Origin of the sequence: Pseudomonas sp. NY15463 (genome assembly GCF_048068415.1) — a bacterium.
Taxonomy (GTDB): domain Bacteria; phylum Pseudomonadota; class Gammaproteobacteria; order Pseudomonadales; family Pseudomonadaceae; genus Aquipseudomonas; species Aquipseudomonas mosselii_C.
In genome coordinates this window covers 49,649-72,231 of the sequence record NZ_JBLUQD010000008.1, presented here as the reverse complement: position 1 = coordinate 72,231, position 22,583 = coordinate 49,649, and the positions used below count along the sequence as shown (strand labels likewise).

The window sequence follows — 22,583 nt, the reverse complement described above, 5'->3', positions numbered from 1 at the left end:
GCGCTGCTCGGGCGGCAGCTCACCGCTGCCGTTGCGCCAGTGCGAGGATGCTGGCTGGCGTCTTCAGTCGGTGCGCGGCTCAGGCGGCTCCTTGCATCAGCCGGTGCAGTGACGCATCGAACTGTTTTAGCGCGTCGGCCTGCACCGCCTGTACGGCGTCCAGTTGGCGCAGCACCGTGGCGCCTTGCGCCGCCTGGCGCGCCACGCCTTCGGCACGCCCGATATACGTCAATTGCTCGTCGAAGAATCGCGCGACCACACTGGCCTGGATATCGCCGCCAGGGCCACTCGCCACGCGGCTCTGGGTGTCCAGTAGCACGATCACATCGGGGCGGTCGGCCAGCAGGGTGTCGAGGTCTTCGTAGAACGTCACCTCGGCGAACTGCTGGGCCAGGGAGTTGGCCAGCCAGTTGTACGCCTGGTTACCGCCCAGGGTCGCCACCGGGGTGGCCTGGCCATTAGCCGGTGCGGCGGCGTCGTGGTGGCGCTGTAGGTAGTCCAGGGTGGCGGCGGCGTTGCGGCCTAGCAACACTGCCACATGCTGGCCATGGCTGAGGGACACGCTGGACAGTTCCGTGGCTGAGTAGAAGTGCCCCTGGCTGGTCGAAGGGCTGGTGCAGCCTGTGAGCGTCGCGAACAGGGCCAGCAGGGCGGCGAGCATGCCGGTTTTCATGGTGAGTGCCTCGTCGAAGATCCAATGGCGCTATCTTCGTCGTCTGCGGCCATCGACGGAACTCGATGGCAGGCATGGTCGCTATCGACAGGATCGATGATTCAGCGGGCACTGCTCATGAAGTGCAGGATACGCTCACGCAGCCAGCGTTCGGCGGGGTCGTTGTCGTGGGCGCTGCTCCAGGCCATCGACAGCTCCGCTTCGCTGATCTCGAACGGCGCAGGGTCTGCCCGCAAGCTGCCGTCGTCGGCCAGGGCACAGGCGGCGTAGTCGGGGACGGTGGCGATCATCTCGGTGTTGCGCAGCAGTGCCCGCAGACTGCCGAACTGTGGCACCGCCAACACCACCTTGCGGCAGCGGCCTATGCGCGCCAGGTCCAGGTCGATGTTGCCGCTCATGTCGCCAGAAAACGACACCATCACGTGAGGGCGGTTGCAGTATTCGTCGAGGGTCAGCGGCCCTGGCCGGTCGTCGGCGCGCAGCACCCGTACGCCAATGTCGCGTAGCTTGCGGCGCTTGGCGTTGGCCGGCAGGTCGGTGGTGTAGCTGACACCCACTGAGATTTCGCCGCTGGCCAGCAGCCCCGGCATTAATAGAAAGTTGGCGCGGCGCACCACCACGCTGATTTGCGGCGCTTCACGGCGTAACGCTTCGAGCAGGGCAGGGAACAGGCCGAACTCGGCATCATCCGACAGGCCCAGACGGAACACATTGCAGCTGCTAGCCGGGTCGAAGGCCTTGGCACGGCTGATTGCCGCGGAAATTACGTCCATGGCCGGGCCCAGTTCGTGGAAAATCTGCATGGCTCGGGGCGTGGGCTCCATGGCCCGGCCGTTGCGGATCAGCAACGGGTCGTCGAACAGGTCGCGCAGGCGCGCCAGGGCAGCGCTCACCGTAGGTTGGGTGATGAACAGCTTTTCGCCCACGCGGGTCAGGTTGCGTTCGAGCATCAGGGCTTCGAACACCACCAACAGGTTCATGTCGACGCGGCGCAGGTCGTTGCGGTTCATGCACAGGGGCCTTGGACGGAGTAAGACTCTCGATTCAAGCACAGATCGGCCGCGCCTGGCTTGTACCGATGTGCGCAGGCTATCGGCACTCAATAGCGGCTCTATTAGACCTCTGGCCAAGCTCGGCTAGTCTTTCCGTGGCCCCGTGAAATGCCGATGTGTCTGGCGCTTGAGCACCTGGGTGCAAGACCCAGCCAGCGCTGTCCTGAGATTTTGGCAAACCCGCTTGTCGGTTCAGACCGACGACACCTGATGAGCAGACCCGACCCAAAAGGTACAAGCAGATGTCGAACGAATCGAAATGCCCGTTCCATCAAACCGCCGGTGGCGGCACCAGTAACCGTGACTGGTGGCCTGACCAGCTCAACCTGAAGATCCTTCACCAGCACTCCAGCAAGTCCGACCCGATGGATCCGGGTTTCGACTATGCCAAAGCGTTCAAGAGCCTCGATTTCCAGGCCCTCAAGCAAGACCTCACGGCCCTGATGACCGATTCCCAGGACTGGTGGCCTGCCGACTTCGGTCATTATGGTCCGCTGTTCATCCGCATGGCCTGGCACAGTGCCGGCACCTACCGCATCGGCGACGGGCGAGGCGGCGCGGGGTCTGGTCAGCAGCGTTTCGCGCCGCTCAACAGCTGGCCGGACAACGTCAGCCTGGACAAAGCCCGGCGCCTGCTGTGGCCGATCAAGCAGAAGTACGGCAACAAGATCTCCTGGGCTGACCTGATCGTACTCACCGGCAACGTGGCTCTGGAGTCCATGGGCTTCAAGACCTTCGGTTTCTCGGGCGGGCGCGCAGATGTGTGGGAACCGGACGAGGACGTGTACTGGGGCTCGGAAAAAGTCTGGCTGGGCGGCGACACCCGTTACGGCAAGGCCCAGCCGCCCGGCCAGGGCGATCTGGTAGCGGAGCCGGCCAAGCATGGTGAGGAGCAGAGCCGCACCTTGGCCGGTGAGCGCAACCTGGAAAACCCGCTGGCCGCCGTGCAGATGGGCCTGATCTACGTCAACCCCGAAGGCCCGGAAGGCAACCCGGATCCGGTGGCCTCGGGTAAGGATATCCGCGACACCTTCGGCCGCATGGCCATGAACGATGAAGAAACCGTGGCTTTGATTGCCGGTGGCCACGCCTTCGGCAAGACCCACGGCGCCGGCCCCGCCGACAACGTCGGGCCTGAACCGGAAGCGGCGGGCCTTGAGCTGCAGGGCTTTGGCTGGGCCAACACGTTCGGCAGCGGCAAGGGTGGCGACACCATCACCAGCGGCCTGGAGGTGACCTGGACCTCGACCCCAACCCGCTGGAGCAACGAGTACCTCAACAACCTGTTCAACTTCGAGTGGGAGCTGACCAAGAGCCCAGCCGGTGCGCACCAGTGGCGGCCCAAGGATGGCAAGGGCGCCGGCACCGTGCCGGATGCCCACGACCCGTCGAAGAAGCACGCGCCAATGATGCTGACCTCGGACCTGGCGCTGCGTTTCGACCCGATCTATGGTCCCATCGCCAAGCGCTTCAAGGATAACCCCGAGCAGCTCGCCGACGCCTTCGCCCGCGCCTGGTACAAGCTGATCCACCGCGACATGGGCCCGCTGGCGCGCTACCTGGGCCCGGAAATGCCCAACGAAGAGCTGCTGTGGCAGGACCCGCTGCCCAAGGCCGATGGCCCGGTGCTGAGCGAGCAGGACATCGCCGCCCTCAAGACCAAGGTCCTGGCGTCGGGTCTGAGCGTCAGCGAGCTGGTGTCGACGGCATGGGCTGCGGCCTCCACCTTCCGGGGGTCGGACAAGCGCGGTGGCGCCAACGGTGGTCGTCTGCGCCTTGAACCACAGAAGAGCTGGGCCGCCAACCAAGGCACCGACAAGGTGCTGGCGGCGCTGGAGAAGATTCGCGACGAATTCAAGGCCGGTGGCCAGCATGTCTCCCTGGCCGACCTGATTGTGCTCGCCGGCAGCGCCGCGGTGGAGAAGGCCGCCAAGGACGCCGGGCACAGTGTCAGCGTGGCGTTCCGCCCAGGGCGTGTGGATGCCTCCCAAGCGCAGACCGACGTGGAATCGTTCGCTGTACTCGAACCGCTGGCCGATGGTTTCCGTAACTTCAGCAAGGCGCGCTACAGCGTCAAAGCCGAGAAGCTGCTGCTGGACAAGGCTCAGTTGCTGACCCTGACTGCGCCAGAGCTGACCGTACTGATCGGTGGCCTGCGTGTACTGGGCGCCAATCATGGCGGTAGCCAGCATGGCGTGTTCACCGACAAGGTCGGTGTGCTTAGCAACGATTTCTTCCGCAACCTGTTGGATATGGGCGTGGAATGGAAGCCGACCTCGGCTGACAACGACGCCTTCGAGGGCCGTGATCGCAAGACAGGCCAGGTGAAGTGGACCGGCACCCGGATTGACCTGGTGTTCGGCTCGCATGCGCAGTTGCGTGCGCTGAGCGAGGTGTATGGCAGCAGCGATGCCCAGGAGAAGTTCGTCAAGGACTTCGTGGCAGCGTGGGTGAAGGTAATGGAGTTGGACCGCTTCGACCTGCACTGAGCGCTAGCCAGCAGTACAAGTAGTTGGGGCCGCGCAGCGGCCCCAGGATTTCAGCTTCATGCAATACCGCCGGGGCTGCTACGCAGCCCTTTCCGGCCGGTCCGGCGCCCCGGCAAGGCCGCTCCCGCAAGGCAGCGGCCTTCTGCATTTTAGCTGCCGGTCAGAACTTGCCATCCAGCCCGATGCGGAACATCTCGTTGCGCTCATTGGTGCCCAGCGCGGTCTTGTACGAGAAGCCAAGACGCCAGCTACGCCCCAGGCTCAGGTCGAGCCCGGTGTCCAGGTCCATGAAGTTGGTGTCCATCGGATCGGGTGACAGCCGGTACAGCACACCGCCGCTGCCCTGGTTGGCATAGCGCATGCGGTAGTCCTCGTTGCGGCTGAAGTTGTGACCCCAGGCCAGGCCCACCCGTGGCGTCAGCACGCCGAAGCGGGTGTCGATGTCGTAGCCCGAGCGTACCCCCAGGAACGAGGTGAAGTAGCGCAAGGTCTGTTCCTCGTAGGCCAGGGCAAACGCACCACCACCTCGTTCGCTGTAGGCATCGAGCTTGGTGTAGCTGCTGTTGATCCGCGCATACGGGGCCAGCGACAGCGGGCCTTGGCGGTACTCGTAGCTGGCAGTCAGCGAGGCGAACAGCTGGTCGGCATCGCGCGAACCACGGGCATAGCCGTTGGACGGATCGGCTGTGACGTAGCGGCGCGAATCGAAGCTGATGCGGTTGTAGCCCAGCAACGCATCGATATACACCTCCGACAGCGGGTTGACGCTCAGGTACGCCGCCAGGCCCAGTGCGTCGCCTTCGTTGCGGGTGTCGTGCTCGCCGATGTCGGCGCGGTCGTTGCCGTAGCCGAAGCCGACGCCGACCACCGTGCGTGGCGAGAGGCGATAGTCCATGCCGGCACTCAGGCCATAGGTGGTGAAGCTGTTGTCCTTGGTGCCACGGGTACGGTTGGAACCGGTGTTGACGAAGCCGTCGGTCCAGAACGCCAGGGCCTCTTCGCGGCATTCACCGGTGGTGGCACGGGAGCTGTCGCGTTCCTGCCGGCGTTTCTCGTCATCGTCTTCGTCGGCGCCCTTGCCGTTGCCTTCCAGCTCGTCGCGTAGGGCCTTGCCCAGGCTGCCCAGGCTCACGTCATCGCGGCCATGGCGCACGCTGGCGTTGAACGAGTTGCGGTCGCAGGTGGGGCGGTGCAACTGCTCCAGGCGGCGGTTGAAGTTGTCCATCTGGGTAGTGGCGAAGCGCTCGGCGGCGCGCGACTGCGCATTGAGCAGGCCGATCACCTCGGCGTCGCGGGTCGGATCAGGGCGCGCTTGCACGGCGAAGGTCACGAAGCTGTTGCCGACGCTACCGCTGGCGGCCAGCAGGCGGAAGCTCACCACAGCGCTACCGCTGAAGGCGGCGGCCGGGACGAAGCTCATGGTGAACGGGCCGGTCATGCGCGCGGTGCCGGCTGAAGGTGGGCTCACCGACAGCAGCATGGCACTGGTGAACGGACCACCGGTGGCGCCGCGCGTCAGGTCGACGGTGGCGGTTTCGCCGGGTGCCATGGTTTCGCTGCTCGGCGGCACCACCACCGTTTGAGCTTGCACCTCAAGGCTATACGCACGGCTGCCGGTGGCGCCGTTGGCGTCGGTAACCGTGACCGTGAAGTTGCTGGTGACCAACGCCGTCGGGGTGCCGCTGAGGACGCCGCTGGCGTCCAGGCTCAGCCCGGTTGGCAAGGCGCCGCTGGTGACCGCATAACTGTAAGGCGAGGTGCCTCCGCTGGCACCCAGGGCCTGGGTGTAGGCCGTATTCTGGGTGGCCCCTGGCAGGCTTGCGCCGGCCGGGGTGAGTGCCAGGGTTGGCGGTAGCACGGTGATGCTCACCGTAGCTGCTGCCGAGGTGCCGCCCGTGCCGGTGGCGGTGTAGGTGAAACTGTCGCTGCCCGAGAACCCGGCGGTGGGCGTGTAGCTGATGCTGGTGCCGCTGACCGAGGTGCTGCCGTGGCTCGGACTGCTGGCCACGCTGACGCTGGTGGCGGGGCCGCCACTGAGGTTCAGGGTGATCGGGTTGGCTGAGCTATTGGCTGCCACCGTGACGCTCACCGGACCGGTTACCGGGGTCGGGTTGGCGACGTTGAAGCTGTAGGCCTGGAGGGTACTGAAACCGCCGCTGTCGAGCGCGCGCACGGTGAAGGTGAACGTGCCCACGGCGCTTGGGGTGCCGCTGAGGGCGCCGCCGCTGGAGAGGCTCAGCCCCGCCGGTAAGCTGCCTGCAACCACGCTGAAGGTATACGGCGCGGTTGCGCCGCTGGCGCTCAGGGTTTGACTGTAGGCGACGTTTTGGGTCGGGTTGGGCAGGGTGCTCGGGGTGATGCTGAGGGTCGGCGAGGTGACCGTGATGCTGACCGTGGCAACGTTGGAGGTGCCGCCTGGGCCGGTGGCGCTGAAGCTGAAGCTGTCGTTGCCCGCATAGCCTGCGTTAGGAGTGTAGGTGACGCTGCTGCCGGTGGCGGTTGCCGTGCCGTTGCTGGCATTGGCGACGATGGTGACCTGTGTCACCGAGCCGCCGCTCAGGTTCAGCGTGACCGGGTTGGCGCTGCTGCCGCCTTGTACCGACAAGCTCGAGTTGGCGGCGATCGGCGCCTGTTCGTTGACCGTCACGCTGTAACTGCGCGAGCCGGGCGAACTCAGGCTGTCGGTGGTGTTGACGGTGAAGTTGTAGGTGCCGGCTGTGGTGGGTGTACCGCTGAACAGCCCGCTGTTGCTCAGGCTGATGCCCGGCGGCAGCGTGCCGCTGGAGGTCCAGGTGTAGCTACCGTTGCCGCCACTGGCGCTGAGGGTTTGGCTGAAGGCCGTGCCAACGGTCAGCGGGCCGAGGGTGGTCGGGGTGATGGCGATGGTCGCGGCATCGACCGTCAGGCTGTATGCCCGGCTGCCGGTGCCGTTGTATTGGTCCTGCACGCTGATGGTGAAGGAGTAGGTGCCGGTTGCCGTCGGCGTGCCGCTGAACTGGCCGTTGCTAGCGAGGGTGATGCCTGGCGGCAGGGCGCCGGCACTCACCGAGTAGGTGTAGGTGCCGCCGCCGTTGGCGCTGCTCAGGGCCTGGCTGTAGCTGTTGCTGGCGGTGGCGTTGGGCAGGGTGGTCGGCGTGATCGTCAGGCTTGGCCCCGACACGGTGATGCTCACGGTCGCTGGTGCCGAGGTGCCGTCGGCGTTCTGCGCGGTATAGGTGAAGCTGTCGGCACCGGAATAGCCCGCGTTTGGCGTGTAGGTGATCGCGGTGCCGCTGGTGTTGGCCGTACCGTTGCTGGCAGCGCTGGCTACGGCGACGCTGGTGGGGGCGCCGCCGGTGATGTTCAGGGTGATGCCGTTGCTGCTGCTGTTGGCCGCCAGGGTGACGTTGACCGCATTGGCCACGGGCGGGTTGGGCGCGACGAAGGTATAGCCGGCGACCAGTGTGGCCGTGCCGCCTGCGGTGCTGAGTACCACATCCACCGCGCCAGCGGCATGTGCTGGGGTGGTGACAGTGACCGAGGTGCTGCTGTTGATGGTCACGCCGGTCGCTGCCGTACCGCCAAAGGTGACACCGGTGGTGCCCAGCAGGTTGGAGCCGCTCAGGGTTACGCTGGTGGAGCCTGCGGTGGTGCCGCTGTTTGGGCTGATACCGGTCAGGGTCGGCGTGGGCGTCACATAGGTGAAGCCGTTGGTCAGGGTGGCCGAGCCACCCGGCGTGGTAACCACCACGTCGCCTGCGCCAGCGGCATGTGCCGGGGTGGTGGCAGTGATGGTGGTGGCGTTGACCACGGTGACGCCGGTGGCGGCGATGCCGCCGATGGTGACTGCGGTGGCACCGGTCAGGTTGGTGCCGGTCAGGGTCACGCTGGTGCCGCCTGCGGTGGTGCCGCTGTTGGGGCTGATACCGGTCAGGGTCGGCGTGGGCGTCACATAGGTGAAGCTGTTGGTCAGGGTGGCCGATCCGCCTGGCGTGGTGACCACCACGTTGACGACACCGGCAGCATGTACCGGGGTGGTGGCAGTGATAGTGGTGGCGTTGACCACGGTGACGTTGGTGGCGGCGGTGCCGCCGATGGTGACCGCGGTGGCGCCGGTCAGGTTGGTGCCGGTCAGGGTCACACTGGTGCCGCCTGCGGTGGTGCCGCTGTTGGGGCTGATACCGGTCAGGGTCGGCGTGGGCGTCACGTAGGTGAAGCCGTTGGTCAGGGTGGCCGAGCCACCTGGCGTGGTGACCACCACGTTGACGACACCGGCAGCATGCGCCGGGGTGGTGGCGGTGATGGTGGTGGCGTTGACCACGGTGACGTTGGTGGCGGCGGTGCCGCCGATGGTGACCGCGGTGGCGCCGGTCAGGTTGGTGCCGGTCAGGGTCACACTGGTGCCGCCAGCGGTGGTACCACTGTTGGGGCTGATGCCGGTCAGGGTAGGGGCGGCGCTGCTACCGACGACCAGTGTGTAGCTACCCACATCGGCATCGAAGTTGTCATCGGCGACCGAAATCGGGAAGGTATAGGTGCCGGCTACGGTAGGCGTACCCGAAAGCGTCGTGCTGGTGCTGCCGACCGACTCGGCGAGGCTCAGGCCAGCAGGCAGGCATTTTTCAAGCCCGGTGTAGCCGGGGTCGTTCACGTCGCACTCGTACCAGCCTGCGATCACCACACTGGAGGTGGCGGTAAAAGTGACGCTGTAGGGCTGGTTCAGGGTCGCTGGTGTCAGTGTGCTGCCCTTGCTCGGGCTCACGATGCTTGGCGCGGCTTGGGCCTGGGCCGACAGCAGCGTGGCCAGGGTCAACAGGCACAGGGCCAAAAAATAACGGGCCCAATGGGCCATGTATGCGGTCGGTGCGTTCATGCTGCATCCTGCCGATGGACGATCACGGAGCGCGTGTCGTTCGAATGAGGTTGGGGCGGCCGGGCTTCTTGCGGTCCGCCGATCAGTACGGGCTGCAGAGGGCTGCTAGGTGTCCATGAGCGCGCTCCGTGTGGTGTCGGCCGGCACAGGCCGGAGCATTTGCAGGTAGACGCCCTGATCTTCGCTGGCCTTGAAGCCCAGGCGGGTGTAGAGCCGATGAGCCGGGCTCGAAGGTTCGACGCTCAAGCCGCAGGGTTTGCCCAGGTGATCGGCCAGGGCGAGCACCGCCCCGAGCAATTGGCTGCCCAGGCCCTGGCCCTGATAGGCCGGCAGCAGGGCAATGTCGACCACACGAACCTGGTGTTTTTCGAGCGACAGGCACAGCCGACCGATGGCTTGGGTGGCGTGCTCGACGATCAGGAAGTCGGCTCGCGGGTAGTGTTGCTCATAGTGCAGGCGCTGCGCCTGCGCCTGCCCATGCAGAAATACCAGGCGTTGTGCATCGCTCCATCCGGGCGCGGCACTGAATTCCTGCCAGCGGCGTGCCACGAACAGTTCGCGCAGCAACGGCGCATCCTCCTCGGCCTGCCTGCGCAAGCCGGGGAGGGCGTGGCCGGGCATTGCGCCCAGCAGTTGGTTGAGTGCGTCCAGGGTCGTCATTGGTGTGGCGGGAAGATCCCAGTGGTTGCGATGCAATAAACCAGCGTAAGGAACGGCTGCATGTTGTAGATCGGTTGCGAGTTGCCTGCGGTTGCCAAGGTGGACGGCGACAAGCTGGTATTGGGTGCAGGGCTGTACAGCGCGACCCGGGTCGGTTGTGTGGGTACGACGTTGTTCGCCGGAGTGTTGATCGCGGTACTTGCCTTTACTGCGGCGACCACGTTCAAGGTGTGGTTGTGAGGCGGCAGGTTGCTGACGGTCAGTTGCAGGGTGTCGCCGCCGGCTGCCGTGCCGGCCGGCCAGTTGGTCCCGGTGACTGCTGCACCGGCCCCTACCGCTGCGCGCCCGTTGAGGTTGGGCAGCATGAATGTGTTCCTGCCGTCGCCACCATAGGTGGTCCCGATCACCGCGAACAGCGCCTGGTTGGTCGTGATGCTAAGGGTCGCGCCATTGCAAAGCGCCCAGTCTTGGGGGATGTACTGGTAGGGGAACAGCCTGACTTCGCCGATAAAGGGTTCCATAGGTAACTCCGTCTGAAAAGGTGGCAGTTGGTCAGCTGAACGTTGGGTAGATGCCCTGCAGGCAGATGATGTAGTTCATCGCCAGCGACCCCATGATGTTGCTGCGCGGTACGCCGGCGCCGGCGACCGCGACCGCGTTGGGATGCAGTTGCACGGTAGGCGTGGCAGGCGTGGGCGGAGTGGTCACGGGTGCAGGGTCCGTGTACAGGCCGGTCACCACATTGGTTTTGGTCAGCGTGGCCAACATCAGGGTCGGGCCCGGCGCCGTTTCGGTGGCGGTGGCTTTGGTGGCGATGAACCCATGGGTGTGGGCGGGCATGTTGTCGTTTGTGATCGTTACCGTCTCGCTACCCCCGAAACTTCCGAAGGGACGATTGGTCAGGCCATTCCCCTGACCCTGGTTGACCGGAATGCGGCCGCGTAGGTCCGGCAGGGCGAACGTCGCAACACCATCACCGCCATAGGTTGTGCCGAGCAATGCGTAGAGTGCCGGGTAATTGCTGATGCGCAGCAGTGAGCCATCGCAGAAGCCCCAATTCTGCGGCGCATAGAGGCCGGCGAACAGGCGAACTTCACCAGTACAGGCGTCAGACATGAATGTTCTCCAATAAGGCTCGGGTTACGGGTGAGGTGGGTAATAGCCAACGGTGGCAATGCAGTAGTTCATGCTGAGAAACGGCTGAACGTTGTTCATTGGCGTGCCTGCACCACCGGCGCTGCCGACGGTTATCGGCGCCAGGCTGACCATCTGCGTGCCCGCGGCCGCATAGGCCGGTTGCGACGGCGCGCTGTAATCGACGGTGGTCGAGGAGGAAAAGTAGCCGTTGGTAGGGCTGGCCTGGTTGGTCGACAGGTTGCTGGCATTGACGAGGTGGGTATGTTGGGGCATCTGCGCCATGGTCATACTCACGGTTTCCTGGCCACCTACGCTGCCGACGGTGTGCGCACCCACCGGGGGGGTAGCCACATCGTTGCGCGAGATGGCCACACGGCCGCGCAGGTCTGGCAGGGCGAAATTGGTCGAGCCGTTGCCGCCGAAGGTCGTCCCGATCAACGCGAACAACAGCTGGTTATTAGTGATCTGGACCAGTTGGCCATTACACGGCAGCCAACCTTCGGGGATGCGGCCGAAAGCAAACAGGCGAATTTCGCCCACGAACGGTTCCATAACTCAAACTCCGTTTTAGGTATGAACATCAGGCAAACAGGCAAGTACACACTGAGGCGCGCGTGCCAGCGAATTCATGAAAGTCTGATAAACGACTACAACCTTCGAAGTGTGCACGTCCTTGGCATGGGCACCGTCATCCTTGGCTCTAGGGCTGTCGACCAGGGAGACGGGCCGGACAGTGGGGGATTGTTTGGATCCTATCCTGAGGTGGTGGGCAATTGCCATCACTTTGTTTCAGGTGCATGCAGCAAATATTCAAACGAGAGTTTGAAGGGTGTTTGGGTTGCCTTTAAATTGGCGCCATTTAATTTTCTTAATGCGAAATTAAATATTGAATAGCCTAAAAATCCATGCCGGATAGCTATTTGGCTCGGTAAGACATTGTTTTGTCGCGAACTGTCGTTATGCGCATTGCTGTGATTGAAACGGCTGCCTGGGAGGGCCCATGTCGCCGGCTTGCCGGCGACATGGGCTCCGTTCTGATTCACGCTTCAGGTCCGCTCTGCCTGGCCTGGCACCTCGCCTACAGGCTCGTCATGCAGCGACACCCGCGAGGTTTCCGGCAGCGCCAAGCCACCGATCAATGCCAGCAGTGCAATCACCACTAGGTAGAACGCCGGCGCCAGGCGGCTGCCACTTTGTTCGATCAACCACGTGGCGATCAGCGGTGCGGTGCCGCCGAACAGGGTGTAGGCCACGTTGTAGGTGATCGCCGAGGCCGTGTAGCGGCTGCGCGTTGGGAAGCACTCGGACAGCAGCGCGGCAGTCACCACGCCGCTCATCAAGGCGCCGATGGCCAGCAGGATCACCCCCAGCAGCGCGCCGCTGAGCGACCCGGAGCTGGCCAGCCAGTAAGCCGGGAACACCGCCAGCATCACCCAGATGCAGGTGAAACCGATGGTCCGCCGCCTACCCACACGGTCGCTGAACGCCCCGGCGAGCGGGCAGCCGGCGGCGGCGAACAGCAGCGCCACGGTGGACACCAGCAGCGCCTGGGCGCGGCTCAGTTGGCCAACCGTCTGCAAGTAGGTGGCGAAGTAGGTCGTGAACATGTAGAACGACAGCGCGGTCAGCGAGATGAACGCGCCCAGGTTGCGAATGGTGCGGCCATGGTGGCGCAGGGTATCGGCCAGCGGTGAATGGGCGTGCTGTTTGCCTTCGGCGATGGCTTGGCGAAACGCCGGGGTTTCTTCCATGCGCCAGCGCAGATACAACCCCACCAGCCCCAGCGGTGCGGCCACCAGGAACGGGATACGCCAGCCCCAGGCATTCATGGCCTCGGCGCTCAGGCTGGCTTCCAGGCCATAGGCGATCACTGCTGCGCAGGCGAACGCCGAGAACGTCGATACCGGTACGAAACTGCCATAGAACGCACGCTTGTTCTGCGGGGCGTGCTCCATCAGGTAGGCGCAGGCGCCAGCGTATTCACCGCCTGCGGAAAAACCCTGCAGGCAGCGCGCCAGGGTCAGCAGCGCGGGCGCCAGCACGCCGATGCTCGCGTAGGTCGGCAGCAGGCCGATCAAGGTGGTGGAGCCGGCCATCAGCAGGATGGTCAGCGACAGGATACGCTTGCGCCCGAGCCGGTCGCCGAGCGCGCCGAACACGATGCCGCCCAGCGGGCGCAGGGCGAAGGCCACGGCGAATACGGCGAAGGTCTTGAGCAAGGCGACACTGGGGTCATCGCTTTCGAAGAACTGGCTGGCGATGAGCGTGGCGAGGAATCCGTACACGGCAAAGTCGAACCATTCGACGAAGTTACCGATGGCCGAAGCGGCGATTACTCGGCGCAAGGTGGCGGGCGAAACCTCATGGGGACGGGACATGGATGTGCTCTCCGATGGTCTGGCAGCCTGGGCATATGCGGCGCACTCGTGGCGCGCCGTCGTTGTTATGGGGCCAGTAGAGCGGGTGAGCGACGTCGCTGCATAGCCCAGCACGACGCTGGGATACCTGTTACGACCGCAGGGTGCGCGGGCAGGCGGGCAGCCGCCTGTGCCACCGCAGGCCTGGCTGCGTGCCGGCTACTGCGATTTCTTGTCGAACCTCGTCGCGAGGGCGTATAAACTCTCCCCACTTTTTGGCCGGTCGCTTCCTGAACCGGCCCTTGAAACAAGAGAGTTGAAATGGGCGCACAGTGGAAAGCCAAGCATAGAGAAACCGCGGCCAACGCCAAGGGCAAGATCATGGGCAAACTGGCCAAGGAGATCCAGATCGCCGCCAAGTCGGGCGCCGACCCGGACATGAACCCGCGCCTGCGTCTGGCGGTGGAGCAGGCCAAGAAGGCCTCGATGACCCGCGAAACCCTCGAGCGCGCCATTCGCAAGGGTGCAGGCCTTGACGGCGATGCCGTGCAGTATACCGCTGTCACCTATGAAGGCTACGCGCCTCATCAGGTGCCGCTGATCGTCGAGTGCCAGACCGACAACGTCAACCGCACCGTGGCGCAGATTCGTGTGCTGTTCCGCAAGGGCCAACTGGGCGCGAGCGGTTCGGTGGCTTGGGACTTCAACCACGTAGGCTTGATCGAGGCCACCCCGAACGCCGCCGCAGATCCTGAAGAAGCCGCCATCGAGGCCGGTGCCCAGGACTTCGAAGCCGGTGAAGAAGAGGGCTCGACCTTGTTCATCACCGACACCACCGACCTGGACGCCGTGCAGAAGGCCTTGCCTGACCAGGGCTTCACCGTGACCTCGGCGAAGATCGGTTACATCCCGAAGAACCCGGTGAGCGCCGCCAGCCTGAGCGCCGAGGCGCTGGCTGAGGTCGAAGCGTTCCTGGAAGCGATCGACGAGAACGAAGACGTACAGAACGTCTACGTCGGCCTGACGGACTGACCCGGATGTCGCCATCGCGGGGCAAGCCAGCGCTCACCTTTGCGCGCGGGCTTGCCCCGCGAGCGTTTTCGTAGCTCGCCATGACCCCCATTTTCGCTTCCCTGAGCCTTGCCCACCTGCGCACCCTCGACTGCCTGTTGCAGTTGAAAAATCTCAGTCATGCCGCCGAGCGCCTGAGGTGCAGCCAGAGTGCCCTTAGCCGTCAACTGGCGAGCCTGCGGGAAGCCTTCGACGACCCTTTGCTGGTGCGTCAAGGGCGTGGCTACGTGCTCAGCGAGCACGCCGAAACCCTGGTCGAGCCGCTGCGCCAGGTGCTCGATGAACTGGCCGCGCTGCGTCAGCCGGCGGCGTTCGACCCGGCCCGCTGCGAGCGGCGCTTCTGCCTGGCGGCCTCGGACTACGTGGCTGAGCACATGCTGCCGCGTTTAGTGGCGGCGCTCGAACGTGAGGCCCCCGGTGTGTCGCTGGAATACCGCACCTGGCAGGCCGGGCAATATGCCCTGCTGGCCAGTGGCGAGATCGACCTGGCCACCACGCTGTTCGATGAGTCGCCGCCCAACCTGCATGGTCGCCTGTTGGGCGAGGACCGCGCGGTGGCGCTGATGCGCCAGGATCACCCGCTCGCTGCAAGGGCAGTGCTGGATCAGCAGGACTACCTGGCCTTCAAGCATGTGCGCGTCTCTGGCGGGGGCGACAAGGACAGTTTCATCGACCGTCACTTACGTGCCCAGGGTTTGCAGCGGCGGATCAGCCTGGAGGTGCCGTTCTTCAGCGCCATGGTGCAGGTGATCGGTCAGGGCGAGGCCCTGGCCACGGTGCCGGAGCACATTGCCCGCCAGCTCGCCCGTCTGCATGGCCTGGCCTGGCGACCGCTGGGCTTTGTCGAGCACACCCAGCGCTATTGGGTGGTCTGGCACCAGCGTCTGCAGGCCTCGGCCGAGCATCGCTGGTTGCGCAATCGGGTCTACGAGCTGTGGCGCGCCTCGCAGTTCGGTGTACACGGCGGGCATGCGCCTTCGCCATAGCAGCTATGCGCGAAGCGGGGTTATTCGCAGCAGAGCTGACGCCTAGACTGGAGTCCAGCAGAGCCTGTGCCAGCCCTTTCGCGGGTAAACCCGCTCTAGGTACGCGTGACCTGTGGGAGCGGGTTTACCCGCGAAAGGGCCGGCACAGGTGATCCACGAACCCCAGGAGCGACCCGTGACCCCCGAACAATTTCGCCAGTACGGCCACCAACTGATCGACCTGATCGCCGACTACCGCCAGACCGTCGCCGAGCGCCCGGTGATGGCCCAGGTTCAGCCGGGTTACCTCAAGGCCGCCTTGCCCGATGCGGCGCCCCTCCAGGGCGAGCCCTTCGAGGCGATTGTGCAGGACGTCGAGCGCTTGTTGATGCCGGGTCTTTCGCATTGGCAGCACCCGGACTTCTACGGCTACTTCCCCTCCAACGGCACGCTGTCGTCGGTGCTGGGCGACTTTCTCAGCACGGGCCTCGGCGTGCTCGGCCTGTCCTGGCAGTCCAGCCCGGCCCTGAGCGAGCTGGAAGAGACGACCCTGGACTGGCTGCGCCAACTGCTGGGCTTGTCGAGCCAGTGGAGCGGGGTGATCCAGGATACCGCCTCGACCAGCACCCTGGTCGCGCTGATTTGCGCCCGCGAGCGCAGCACCGATTACGCGCTGGTGCGCGGCGGCCTGCAAGCCCAGGCAAAGCCCCTGATCGTCTACGTCAGCGCCCACGCCCACAGTTCAGTGGACAAGGCCGCGCTGCTGGCGGGGTTCGGGCGTGACAACATCCGCCTGATCGCCACCGACGAGCAGTTCGCCATGCGCCCGGAGGCGTTACGCGAGGCCATTGCCCAGGACCTGGCGGCGGGTAACCAGCCCTGCGCGGTGGTCGCCACCACCGGCACCACCGCGACCACCGCACTGGACCCGTTGCGTCCGATTGGCGAGATCGCCCAGGCGCACCAGTTGTGGCTGCACGTGGACTCGGCCATGGCCGGCTCTGCGATGATCCTGCCCGAGTGTCGCTGGATGTGGGACGGCATCGAGCTGGCCGACTCGGTGGTGGTCAATGCGCACAAGTGGCTGGGAGTGGCTTTCGACTGCTCGATCTATTACGTGCGTGATCCGCAGCACCTGATCCGGGTGATGAGCACCAACCCCAGCTACCTGCAATCGGCGGTCGATGGCGAGGTGAAGAATCTGCGTGATTGGGGGATTCCACTGGGGCGCAGGTTCCGCGCGCTGAAGCTGTGGTTCATGTTGCGCTGCGAAGGCGTCGAGGCCCTGCAACAGCGGCTGCGCCGCGACTTGGACAATGCGCGTTGGCTGGCCGAGCAGGTTGAGGCTGCCGAGGGTTGGGAGCTGTTGGCGCCGGTGCAGTTGCAGACGTTGTGCATTCGCCATCGACCCCAAGGGTTGCAAGAGGACGCGCTGGACGCGCATACCCGTGGTTGGGCCGAGCGTTTGAATGCGTCCGGTGACGCGTATGTCACCCCGGCGACCTTGCAAGGCCGCTGGATGGTGCGGGTGTCGGTGGGTGCACTGCCGACCGAGCGGGGGGATGTCGAGCGGCTGTGGGCGCGTTTGCAGGCCATTGTGGCGCGGTGATCAAGAGGGCCGCTCTAAGCGGCCCAATCCAGTAACCGCGAAAGGTCACTGACCGGCATTAGCCCGTTGGGCTGGGTTCATTCGCCCAGCCGTTGCTCGCGCGAGGGCGGGTAGCCGAAATAGGCCGCATAGCACTTGCTGAAATGCGAGACCGAGACGAACCCGCAGGCCACCGCGACCTCCATCACCGACAGGTCCGAATACTGCAACAGGCGCCGGCTCTTGGTGATGCGCAATTCCATGTAGTAACGCCGTGGCGAGGTGCCGAGCTGAGCCTGGAACAGCCTGTCGATCTGCCGCCGCGAGCGGCCCGAATAGGCAGCCAGCTGATCCAGGCTGAGGGTTTCCTCGAGGTTGTTCTCCATCAATTCGACGATGGTGCGCAGGTGCAGGCTCATCGACTTCTTTGCCCCCGGCCCAACCTGACGATAGCGCGCCCCGGAGAACGACAGGATCTCCTCCACGCCTTCGGCCAGCGCGTCGCCGTGCAAGCGCCGCACCAGCCCGAGCATCAACTCCATGGCGCCGTTGGGGCTGGCGGCAGTCAGGCGGTCGCGATCCAGGGTGAAGCTGGCCGGCGTGATGCGGGTTTGCGGGCTACATTCGGCAAGGCTGGCACGTTGCTCGGGGTGTACGCTGCATCCATAGTCATCGAGTACCCCGGCGCGGGCCAGGAACCACGCACCATTCCACAGCCCGCCCAGGGTTATGCCATCGGCAGCGCAATCGCCCAGCAGGCGGTCGAGGGCAGGATACTTGAGTGCCGTACGCAAACCGCCACAGATCACCAGCAGATCGAGTGCTTGCAGGCTGCTCGGATCAAGGGGGGTGGCGACCAGCTCCAGGCCCAGATCGCTGAGCACCCGGTCGCCGCCCAACGACAGCGCATTGAAGGCAAAGCTCTCGGTACGCAGCAGGTTGGCGGTGACCAACACATCCATGGCCACGGTAAAGCTGGCCATGGAAAAATGCTCGAGGAGCACGAAGTCGACCCGGTAGGGGCGCTGCGCGTTACCCTCGTTGTTCTTGAGCCGCAGCATATTGCTGGTGCTGGCCTTCTTGCTGAACTGGCGTGGTGTGGGCACTGCGGACTCCGTTTCCTGGCTGGCGCGATGAGTGTGCAAGGCGGCGCGCGGAAAGACAACACCGCGCGCGCCGAGCAGTCCCTGGCGTGGTTGCGCTATGCTGACCACCCATCGATCCAGGACGTGTTCCGCCATGAAATATGCCGCCGCACTGCTGTTGAGCCTGTTACCCCTGATTGCCCATGCTGTCGAGCCAGGTGAGCGCCTGGCCCCGTGGACGCTGCTTGACCAGTATGAGCAGCCTTACAGCTTGAATGCCGACACACGCCTGTTGCTGGTGGCCCGCGACATGGACGGTGCCAAGCTGGTCAAGGCCGCGTTGGCCGATCAGCCCAAGGGTTACCTCGAAGCCCGCGGTGCGGTATTCGTCGCTGACATCGAGCGCATGCCGGCCGTGATCAGCAAGCTGTTCGCCATCCCCGCCATGCGTGACTACAGCTATCGGGTGATGCTCGACCGCGACGGGCGTGTGGCCAGCCGCTATGCCGGGACCGAAGGCCAGGTGCTGTGGCTGACGCTGGACCACGGGGTACTGGTGGAGCAGCGTGAATATGCCGACGCTGCGCTGCTCAAGGCCGCGTTACAAGCGTTGGGCAACTGATGCGTGGCACTGCGGCGAAATCCAGTTGAACCCTCGGCACTGGGCATGACCCAACCCTGTACATGCCAACGGGAGAAGGTTCATGGAAATTGGAACGATCTGGATCATCGTCGCGCTTGCGGTGATCGCCCTGGAAATTTTCGCCATCTGGCACATCATCGGCAGCGAGCGACGCGCCGAACGCAAGATGCTGTGGATCGTATTCGTGGTTTACGCACCGTTCCCAGGCTTGCTGGTCTGGGCTTGGCGGGGTCCGCGGGCGGTGAAGGGGCGGGCTGTGCTGGAGGAAAAATGATTTGGGCTTGACCTCAAGTTAACCCAAGGTTTGATACTTCGGCGCTCTTTCCCACGATGGAGCGCCCACATGGCCCAGTCCACCGCATTCTCCCTGTGCAACCCTGAAGGGCTCTACGACCCGAGCCCTAACGCCTATTCCCATCTCGCCGAGGTGCGCCCAGGTAGCCGCTTGTTGGCGGTAGCCGGGCAGGGCGGGGAAGATGCGCAGGGGCGCCTGGCGCCTGATTTCGAGGTACAGGCCCGGCAGGCGCTGGCCAACTTGCGGCTCGCCCTGGCAGCCAAGGGCGCTGGGCTTGGCGATGTGTACAAGCTCACCTTGCTGATCGTCGATCACAGCGAGCCACGCCTGCGCCAGTGGGTGGCCGAGGCCCAGCAGGCGTGGGCCGGGGCGATGCTCCCCACCTGCACGCTGATCCCCGTGCCGCGCCTGGCGCTCGATGGCATGTTGATCGAGATCGATGCACTGGCAGCATTGCCCGCCTGATAAGCGTCGGCCGATGGTGGGGCGCGGGCCACACGGCTACAATCGCGCTCCCTTCCTTCGCCCGAGCCCGCCATGCCTGCCTCCATCGAACTGCTACCGACCGGTCCCGAGCAGGCTGAGCTTGTGCGCAACCTGTACCAGTTCTACGCCTACGAATCGTCCGACTGGGAGCAGGAGGATGTCGAGGTGGACGGACGTTTCTATGTGCATGAACCGCACTTGCAACGCTACTGGCAGTCGCCCGGCTGGGGCGCGTACCTGGTGCTGGTGGACGGGTTCATCGCAGGTTTCGTGCTGATCGAGGGCAGCGAAGTGCCGGGGTTGGAGGCGCGGGAACTGGCGGACCTGTTCATCCTCAAGCGTTATAGGCGCCAGGGCGTGGGCAGCGCTGTGGCCCGTCAGTTTCTGTGCCATGGCCAGGCCAACTGGCTGTTGCGCTGTTATGGCGGCGATGCGTCTGCCCTGGCCTTCTGCCAGGCGTTGTTGGCGGATCTGCCACGTGCGGTGGAGGAAATCGCGTTGGATGACGAGCCGAATTTGCGCAACTTCCTGGTGAGCGGGGTGCGGCACTGAAGTGCGCGGCGTATTTTTCGTCATGAACTGACCTAAGCCGTTCGTCAGCCGGCATAATGCCAGTATTTTGCGCGTCCTAGCTGACCTGACCCAGGAGCTCGGCATGCGCCTTTTCGTGCCCGTTGCAGGTTCAGGTAAATTCCATGTCGCTAGCTGCAAGTCCCGACGTCATGTACCGGCTGTTGATCCAGAGCGTGGTGGACTACGCCATCTACTTGCTCACACCTGACGGCTTCGTCGCCAACTGGAACCCCGGTGCCCAGCGCGCCAAGGGTTACAGCGCACAGGAAATCGTCGGCCAGCATTATTCGCTGTTCTACGTCGAGGATGAGCGTGCTGCGGGGGTGCCGGCGCGTAACCTCGAACAGGCCCGTAGCACTGGGCGTTTCGAGGAGCACGGCTGGCGCCTGCGCAAGGACGGCTCGGCGTTTCGTGCCCATGTGCTGATCGAGGCGGTGCATGACGATGAAGGGCAATTGGTGGGGTTCGCCAAGATCACCCGTGACTGCACCGAGCAGTATCGGGCGCAGCTCGCCCAGCGCGAGCAGGAGCGGCATTTCCGACTGTTGGTGCAGGGCGTGCGTGACTACGCCATCTACATGCTCGATACCCATGGCCATGTGGTGAATTGGAACGCAGGCGCCGAGCGGGCCAAGGGCTATCACCGCGAGGAAATCGTCGGCCAGCACTTCTCGGTCTTCTACACCGAAGCTGATCGCGAGGCCGGTCTGCCGGCGCTTAGCCTTGCGACCGCGCGCCTGGAGGGTCGTTTTCAGGCCGATGGCGTGCGCCAGCGCAAGGATGGTTCGTTGTTCTGGACCAGCGTTGTGATCGAGCCGATCCACGACGAAGACAGTGGCCAGTTGATCGGGTTTGCCAAGATCACCCGTGACATCACCGAACGCCGGCAGCAGGAACAGGAGCTGCTCAAGGCCAAGGAACTGGCCGAGCAGTACAGCCAGGAGATGACCAACCTGTCGCAGTTTCTCGACTCGGTGATCGCCAATATCCCTGCCAGTGTCATCGTCCAGGACCTGCGCAGCCGCCAGATTCTGCTGACCAACCAGCAGGCCGAGCGGCTGTTCGGGGGCCAGGGTGTGAGCCTGGTCGGCAAGCTGCCGCGCCAATGCTTGGCGCCGGCTGCCGCTAACTACCTCGAACAACAACTGGCCCGCGGCGCACGCAGCACCAAGGGCTACCGCGCCGAGACCCGGGTGGACACTGCCAGTGGCACGCGCACCTTGCGCAGCCGCGCCATGCTCTGTCAGAACCGCGAAGGGCAGAGCGACTATGTGCTGTTCGTGGCCGAAGACGTCACCGAAGAACTCGCCGCCCACGCCCAGATCCATCACATGGCCCACCATGATGCGCTGACCGGCCTGCCCAACCGCACCCTATTCAACGAGCGTCTCAAGCAGGCGCTGCTGAGCGGCGAGCACAGTGGCAAGTTGACCGCCGCACTGTGTCTTGACCTGGACAACTTCAAGAACATCAATGACACCCTCGGCCATGCCTTTGGCGACAAATTGCTACGTGCCTTGGGCAAGCGCCTGCGCCGTGAGTTACGCGAGCACGACACCCTCGCGCGTCTGGGGGGCGATGAGTTCGCCGTGGTGCTGGTAGGGCTGGACAACCGTGAAGCGGCCAGCAACACCGCACAGCGCCTGATCGAGTCGATTTGCCCACCATTCCTGATCGAAGGCCACCAGTTCACCGTAGGTGTGAGCATCGGCGTGGCCGTCGCACCGGTCGATCACGAACAGGGCGAGCAATTGCTTGGTTACGCCGACATGGCGTTGTACGAGGCCAAGCGCAACGGGCGTAACCGTTTCGAATGTTTCCATGTCGAACTGGACGTCGCCGCCCGCCAACGCCGCCTGGTGGAGACCGACCTGCGTACTGCGCTGCACCTGGGCCAATTGCAACTGCACTACCAGCCGGTCATCGACCCGCAGAACAACACCGTCACCGGCTATGAAGCGCTGATGCGCTGGGAACACCCGGCGCGCGGCATGATCATGCCCATGGACTTCATTCCGATTGCCGAGGAAACCGGGCTGATCCACGAGATCGGTGCCCGGGCCTTGAACCTGGCTTGCCAGGAGGCGGCCAGTTGGGACAGCGAACAGAGTGTCTCGGTGAACCTGTCGCCGGTGCAGTTCAAGAACACCGGGCTGGTGCATACGGTGGCCCTGGCGCTGGCCGATTCGGGCTTGCCGGCCAGCCGCCTGGAGCTTGAAATCACCGAGTCGGTGCTACTGGGCAACAGCGAAGAGAACGTGCGTACGCTGCGCGCGCTCAAGGACCTTGGGGTATCGATATCCCTGGACGACTTCGGTACGGGCTATTCGTCGCTCGGCTACCTGCGTTCGTTTCCGTTCGACCGGATCAAGATCGACAAGTCGTTCGTTCACGACATGTGCGACAGCCGTGAGGCGATGTCGATCGTGCGCGCGATCACGGAGCTGTCCAATAGCCTGATGATCAAGACCACGGCCGAGGGCGTGGAGTCGGCTGAGCAGATGCAGCGGCTGATGGCCGAGGGTTGCTCGAATTTCCAGGGGTACTTGTATGGGCGACCGGTGCCGGCCAGTGAGCGCCTGAAACAGGTGGGGCAGGTGGGGAGCGACGAGTAACCCGACCTAGCTCGCCGAGCCCGCACTCAGGCACTAAGGCCT

General features: G+C 64.6%; 19 protein-coding genes. 9 read left to right on the top strand and 10 right to left on the bottom strand.

What is annotated here, in order from left to right; translation table 11 throughout:
• Positions 1-79: 79 nt before the first annotated feature.
• On the bottom strand, positions 80-673 hold the full coding sequence (locus tag ACNFIC_RS20205) for an ATPase (RefSeq protein ID WP_416781733.1): 594 nt from the start codon (positions 671-673) through the stop codon (positions 80-82).
• Between the two features lie 101 nt (positions 674-774).
• On the bottom strand, positions 775-1,683 hold the full coding sequence (locus ACNFIC_RS20200; RefSeq protein WP_416781732.1) for a LysR family transcriptional regulator: 909 nt from the start codon (positions 1,681-1,683) through the stop codon (positions 775-777).
• A gap of 284 nt (positions 1,684-1,967) precedes the next feature.
• Here ACNFIC_RS20200 and katG point away from each other — a divergent pair, with 284 nt between their 5' ends.
• A complete protein-coding gene (gene katG, locus ACNFIC_RS20195; RefSeq protein ID WP_138218037.1) occupies positions 1,968-4,214 on the top strand; it encodes a catalase/peroxidase HPI in 2,247 nt (748 codons plus the stop codon).
• Between the two features lie 160 nt (positions 4,215-4,374).
• On the opposite strand, the gene ACNFIC_RS20190 is transcribed toward katG, so the two are convergent.
• The 7 genes from ACNFIC_RS20190 to ACNFIC_RS20160 all read right to left on the bottom strand — a co-directional run bounded on the left by ACNFIC_RS20190 (position 4,375) and on the right by ACNFIC_RS20160 (position 13,241).
• The gene (locus ACNFIC_RS20190; RefSeq protein WP_416781730.1) at positions 4,375-9,066 is read right to left on the bottom strand and encodes an autotransporter domain-containing protein; all 4,692 of its coding nucleotides are present in this window, start codon (positions 9,064-9,066) and stop codon (positions 4,375-4,377) included.
• A 105-nt stretch (positions 9,067-9,171) separates the two neighbouring features.
• Entirely contained in the window at positions 9,172-9,726 is a 555-nt protein-coding gene (locus ACNFIC_RS20185; RefSeq protein ID WP_138218035.1) for a GNAT family N-acetyltransferase, read from the bottom strand.
• Positions 9,723-10,247, bottom strand: a complete 525-nt coding sequence (locus ACNFIC_RS20180; RefSeq protein ID WP_138218034.1) for a phage tail protein — start codon at positions 10,245-10,247, stop codon at positions 9,723-9,725. The genes ACNFIC_RS20185 and ACNFIC_RS20180 overlap by 4 nt, the downstream gene beginning before the upstream one ends.
• A gap of 31 nt (positions 10,248-10,278) precedes the next feature.
• A complete protein-coding gene (locus ACNFIC_RS20175; protein WP_138218033.1) occupies positions 10,279-10,842 on the bottom strand; it encodes a phage tail protein in 564 nt (187 codons plus the stop codon).
• A gap of 24 nt (positions 10,843-10,866) precedes the next feature.
• Complete coding sequence (locus tag ACNFIC_RS20170; protein WP_138218032.1) at positions 10,867-11,415, bottom strand: phage tail protein; 549 nt, start codon at positions 11,413-11,415, stop codon at positions 10,867-10,869.
• 227 nt (positions 11,416-11,642) lie between these two features.
• Positions 11,643-11,906, bottom strand: coding sequence for a hypothetical protein (locus tag ACNFIC_RS20165; RefSeq protein WP_138218031.1), 264 nt, complete (start codon positions 11,904-11,906; stop codon positions 11,643-11,645).
• Between the two features lie 3 nt (positions 11,907-11,909).
• Positions 11,910-13,241, bottom strand: coding sequence for an MFS transporter (locus ACNFIC_RS20160; protein WP_138218030.1), 1,332 nt, complete (start codon positions 13,239-13,241; stop codon positions 11,910-11,912).
• Positions 13,242-13,541: 300 nt separating this feature from the next.
• On the opposite strand from ACNFIC_RS20160, the gene ACNFIC_RS20155 reads away from it, so the two are divergent.
• The 3 genes from ACNFIC_RS20155 to ACNFIC_RS20145 all read left to right on the top strand — a co-directional run bounded on the left by ACNFIC_RS20155 (position 13,542) and on the right by ACNFIC_RS20145 (position 16,865).
• Complete coding sequence (locus tag ACNFIC_RS20155; RefSeq protein WP_138218029.1) at positions 13,542-14,252, top strand: YebC/PmpR family DNA-binding transcriptional regulator; 711 nt, start codon at positions 13,542-13,544, stop codon at positions 14,250-14,252.
• A gap of 80 nt (positions 14,253-14,332) precedes the next feature.
• The gene (locus ACNFIC_RS20150; RefSeq protein ID WP_416781728.1) at positions 14,333-15,277 is read left to right on the top strand and encodes a LysR family transcriptional regulator; all 945 of its coding nucleotides are present in this window, start codon (positions 14,333-14,335) and stop codon (positions 15,275-15,277) included.
• 175 nt (positions 15,278-15,452) lie between these two features.
• Positions 15,453-16,865, top strand: coding sequence for a DOPA decarboxylase (locus ACNFIC_RS20145; protein ID WP_416781726.1), 1,413 nt, complete (start codon positions 15,453-15,455; stop codon positions 16,863-16,865).
• A gap of 77 nt (positions 16,866-16,942) precedes the next feature.
• Here ACNFIC_RS20145 and ACNFIC_RS20140 read toward each other — a convergent pair whose 3' ends face one another.
• Positions 16,943-17,950 (bottom strand): GlxA family transcriptional regulator, encoded by a 1,008-nt coding sequence (locus ACNFIC_RS20140; RefSeq protein WP_416781725.1) that lies wholly within the window; start codon positions 17,948-17,950, stop codon positions 16,943-16,945.
• A 133-nt stretch (positions 17,951-18,083) separates the two neighbouring features.
• Between ACNFIC_RS20140 and ACNFIC_RS20135 the strand changes: the two genes are divergently transcribed.
• The 5 genes from ACNFIC_RS20135 to ACNFIC_RS20115 all read left to right on the top strand — a co-directional run bounded on the left by ACNFIC_RS20135 (position 18,084) and on the right by ACNFIC_RS20115 (position 22,541).
• Complete coding sequence (locus tag ACNFIC_RS20135) at positions 18,084-18,551, top strand: FAD/FMN-containing dehydrogenase (RefSeq protein WP_138218025.1); 468 nt, start codon at positions 18,084-18,086, stop codon at positions 18,549-18,551.
• A gap of 82 nt (positions 18,552-18,633) precedes the next feature.
• Positions 18,634-18,846: a PLDc N-terminal domain-containing protein gene (locus tag ACNFIC_RS20130; RefSeq protein ID WP_138218024.1), complete on the top strand. Its 213-nt coding sequence runs from the start codon at positions 18,634-18,636 to the stop codon at positions 18,844-18,846.
• A gap of 69 nt (positions 18,847-18,915) precedes the next feature.
• Positions 18,916-19,332, top strand: coding sequence for a RidA family protein (locus ACNFIC_RS20125; RefSeq protein WP_138218023.1), 417 nt, complete (start codon positions 18,916-18,918; stop codon positions 19,330-19,332).
• A gap of 72 nt (positions 19,333-19,404) precedes the next feature.
• Positions 19,405-19,905, top strand: a complete 501-nt coding sequence (locus ACNFIC_RS20120) for a GNAT family N-acetyltransferase (protein WP_138218022.1) — start codon at positions 19,405-19,407, stop codon at positions 19,903-19,905.
• A 143-nt stretch (positions 19,906-20,048) separates the two neighbouring features.
• The gene (locus tag ACNFIC_RS20115) at positions 20,049-22,541 is read left to right on the top strand and encodes an EAL and GGDEF domain-containing protein (RefSeq protein WP_138218021.1); all 2,493 of its coding nucleotides are present in this window, start codon (positions 20,049-20,051) and stop codon (positions 22,539-22,541) included.
• Positions 22,542-22,583 lie beyond the last annotated feature (42 nt).

Coding starts and splice junctions, on each gene's coding strand:
- ACNFIC_RS20205 (WP_416781733.1), bottom strand. CDS start 673: ATGAAAACCGGCATGCTCGCCGCCCTGCTGGCCCTGTTCGCGACGCTC.
- ACNFIC_RS20200 (WP_416781732.1), bottom strand. CDS start 1,683: ATGAACCGCAACGACCTGCGCCGCGTCGACATGAACCTGTTGGTGGTG.
- katG (WP_138218037.1), top strand. CDS start 1,968: ATGTCGAACGAATCGAAATGCCCGTTCCATCAAACCGCCGGTGGCGGC.
- ACNFIC_RS20190 (WP_416781730.1), bottom strand. CDS start 9,066: ATGAACGCACCGACCGCATACATGGCCCATTGGGCCCGTTATTTTTTG.
- ACNFIC_RS20185 (WP_138218035.1), bottom strand. CDS start 9,726: ATGACGACCCTGGACGCACTCAACCAACTGCTGGGCGCAATGCCCGGC.
- ACNFIC_RS20180 (WP_138218034.1), bottom strand. CDS start 10,247: ATGGAACCCTTTATCGGCGAAGTCAGGCTGTTCCCCTACCAGTACATC.
- ACNFIC_RS20175 (WP_138218033.1), bottom strand. CDS start 10,842: ATGTCTGACGCCTGTACTGGTGAAGTTCGCCTGTTCGCCGGCCTCTAT.
- ACNFIC_RS20170 (WP_138218032.1), bottom strand. CDS start 11,415: ATGGAACCGTTCGTGGGCGAAATTCGCCTGTTTGCTTTCGGCCGCATC.
- ACNFIC_RS20160 (WP_138218030.1), bottom strand. CDS start 13,241: ATGTCCCGTCCCCATGAGGTTTCGCCCGCCACCTTGCGCCGAGTAATC.
- ACNFIC_RS20155 (WP_138218029.1), top strand. CDS start 13,542: ATGGGCGCACAGTGGAAAGCCAAGCATAGAGAAACCGCGGCCAACGCC.
- ACNFIC_RS20150 (WP_416781728.1), top strand. CDS start 14,333: ATGACCCCCATTTTCGCTTCCCTGAGCCTTGCCCACCTGCGCACCCTC.
- ACNFIC_RS20135 (WP_138218025.1), top strand. CDS start 18,084: ATGAAATATGCCGCCGCACTGCTGTTGAGCCTGTTACCCCTGATTGCC.
- ACNFIC_RS20130 (WP_138218024.1), top strand. CDS start 18,634: ATGGAAATTGGAACGATCTGGATCATCGTCGCGCTTGCGGTGATCGCC.
- ACNFIC_RS20125 (WP_138218023.1), top strand. CDS start 18,916: ATGGCCCAGTCCACCGCATTCTCCCTGTGCAACCCTGAAGGGCTCTAC.
- ACNFIC_RS20120 (WP_138218022.1), top strand. CDS start 19,405: ATGCCTGCCTCCATCGAACTGCTACCGACCGGTCCCGAGCAGGCTGAG.
- ACNFIC_RS20115 (WP_138218021.1), top strand. CDS start 20,049: ATGTCGCTAGCTGCAAGTCCCGACGTCATGTACCGGCTGTTGATCCAG.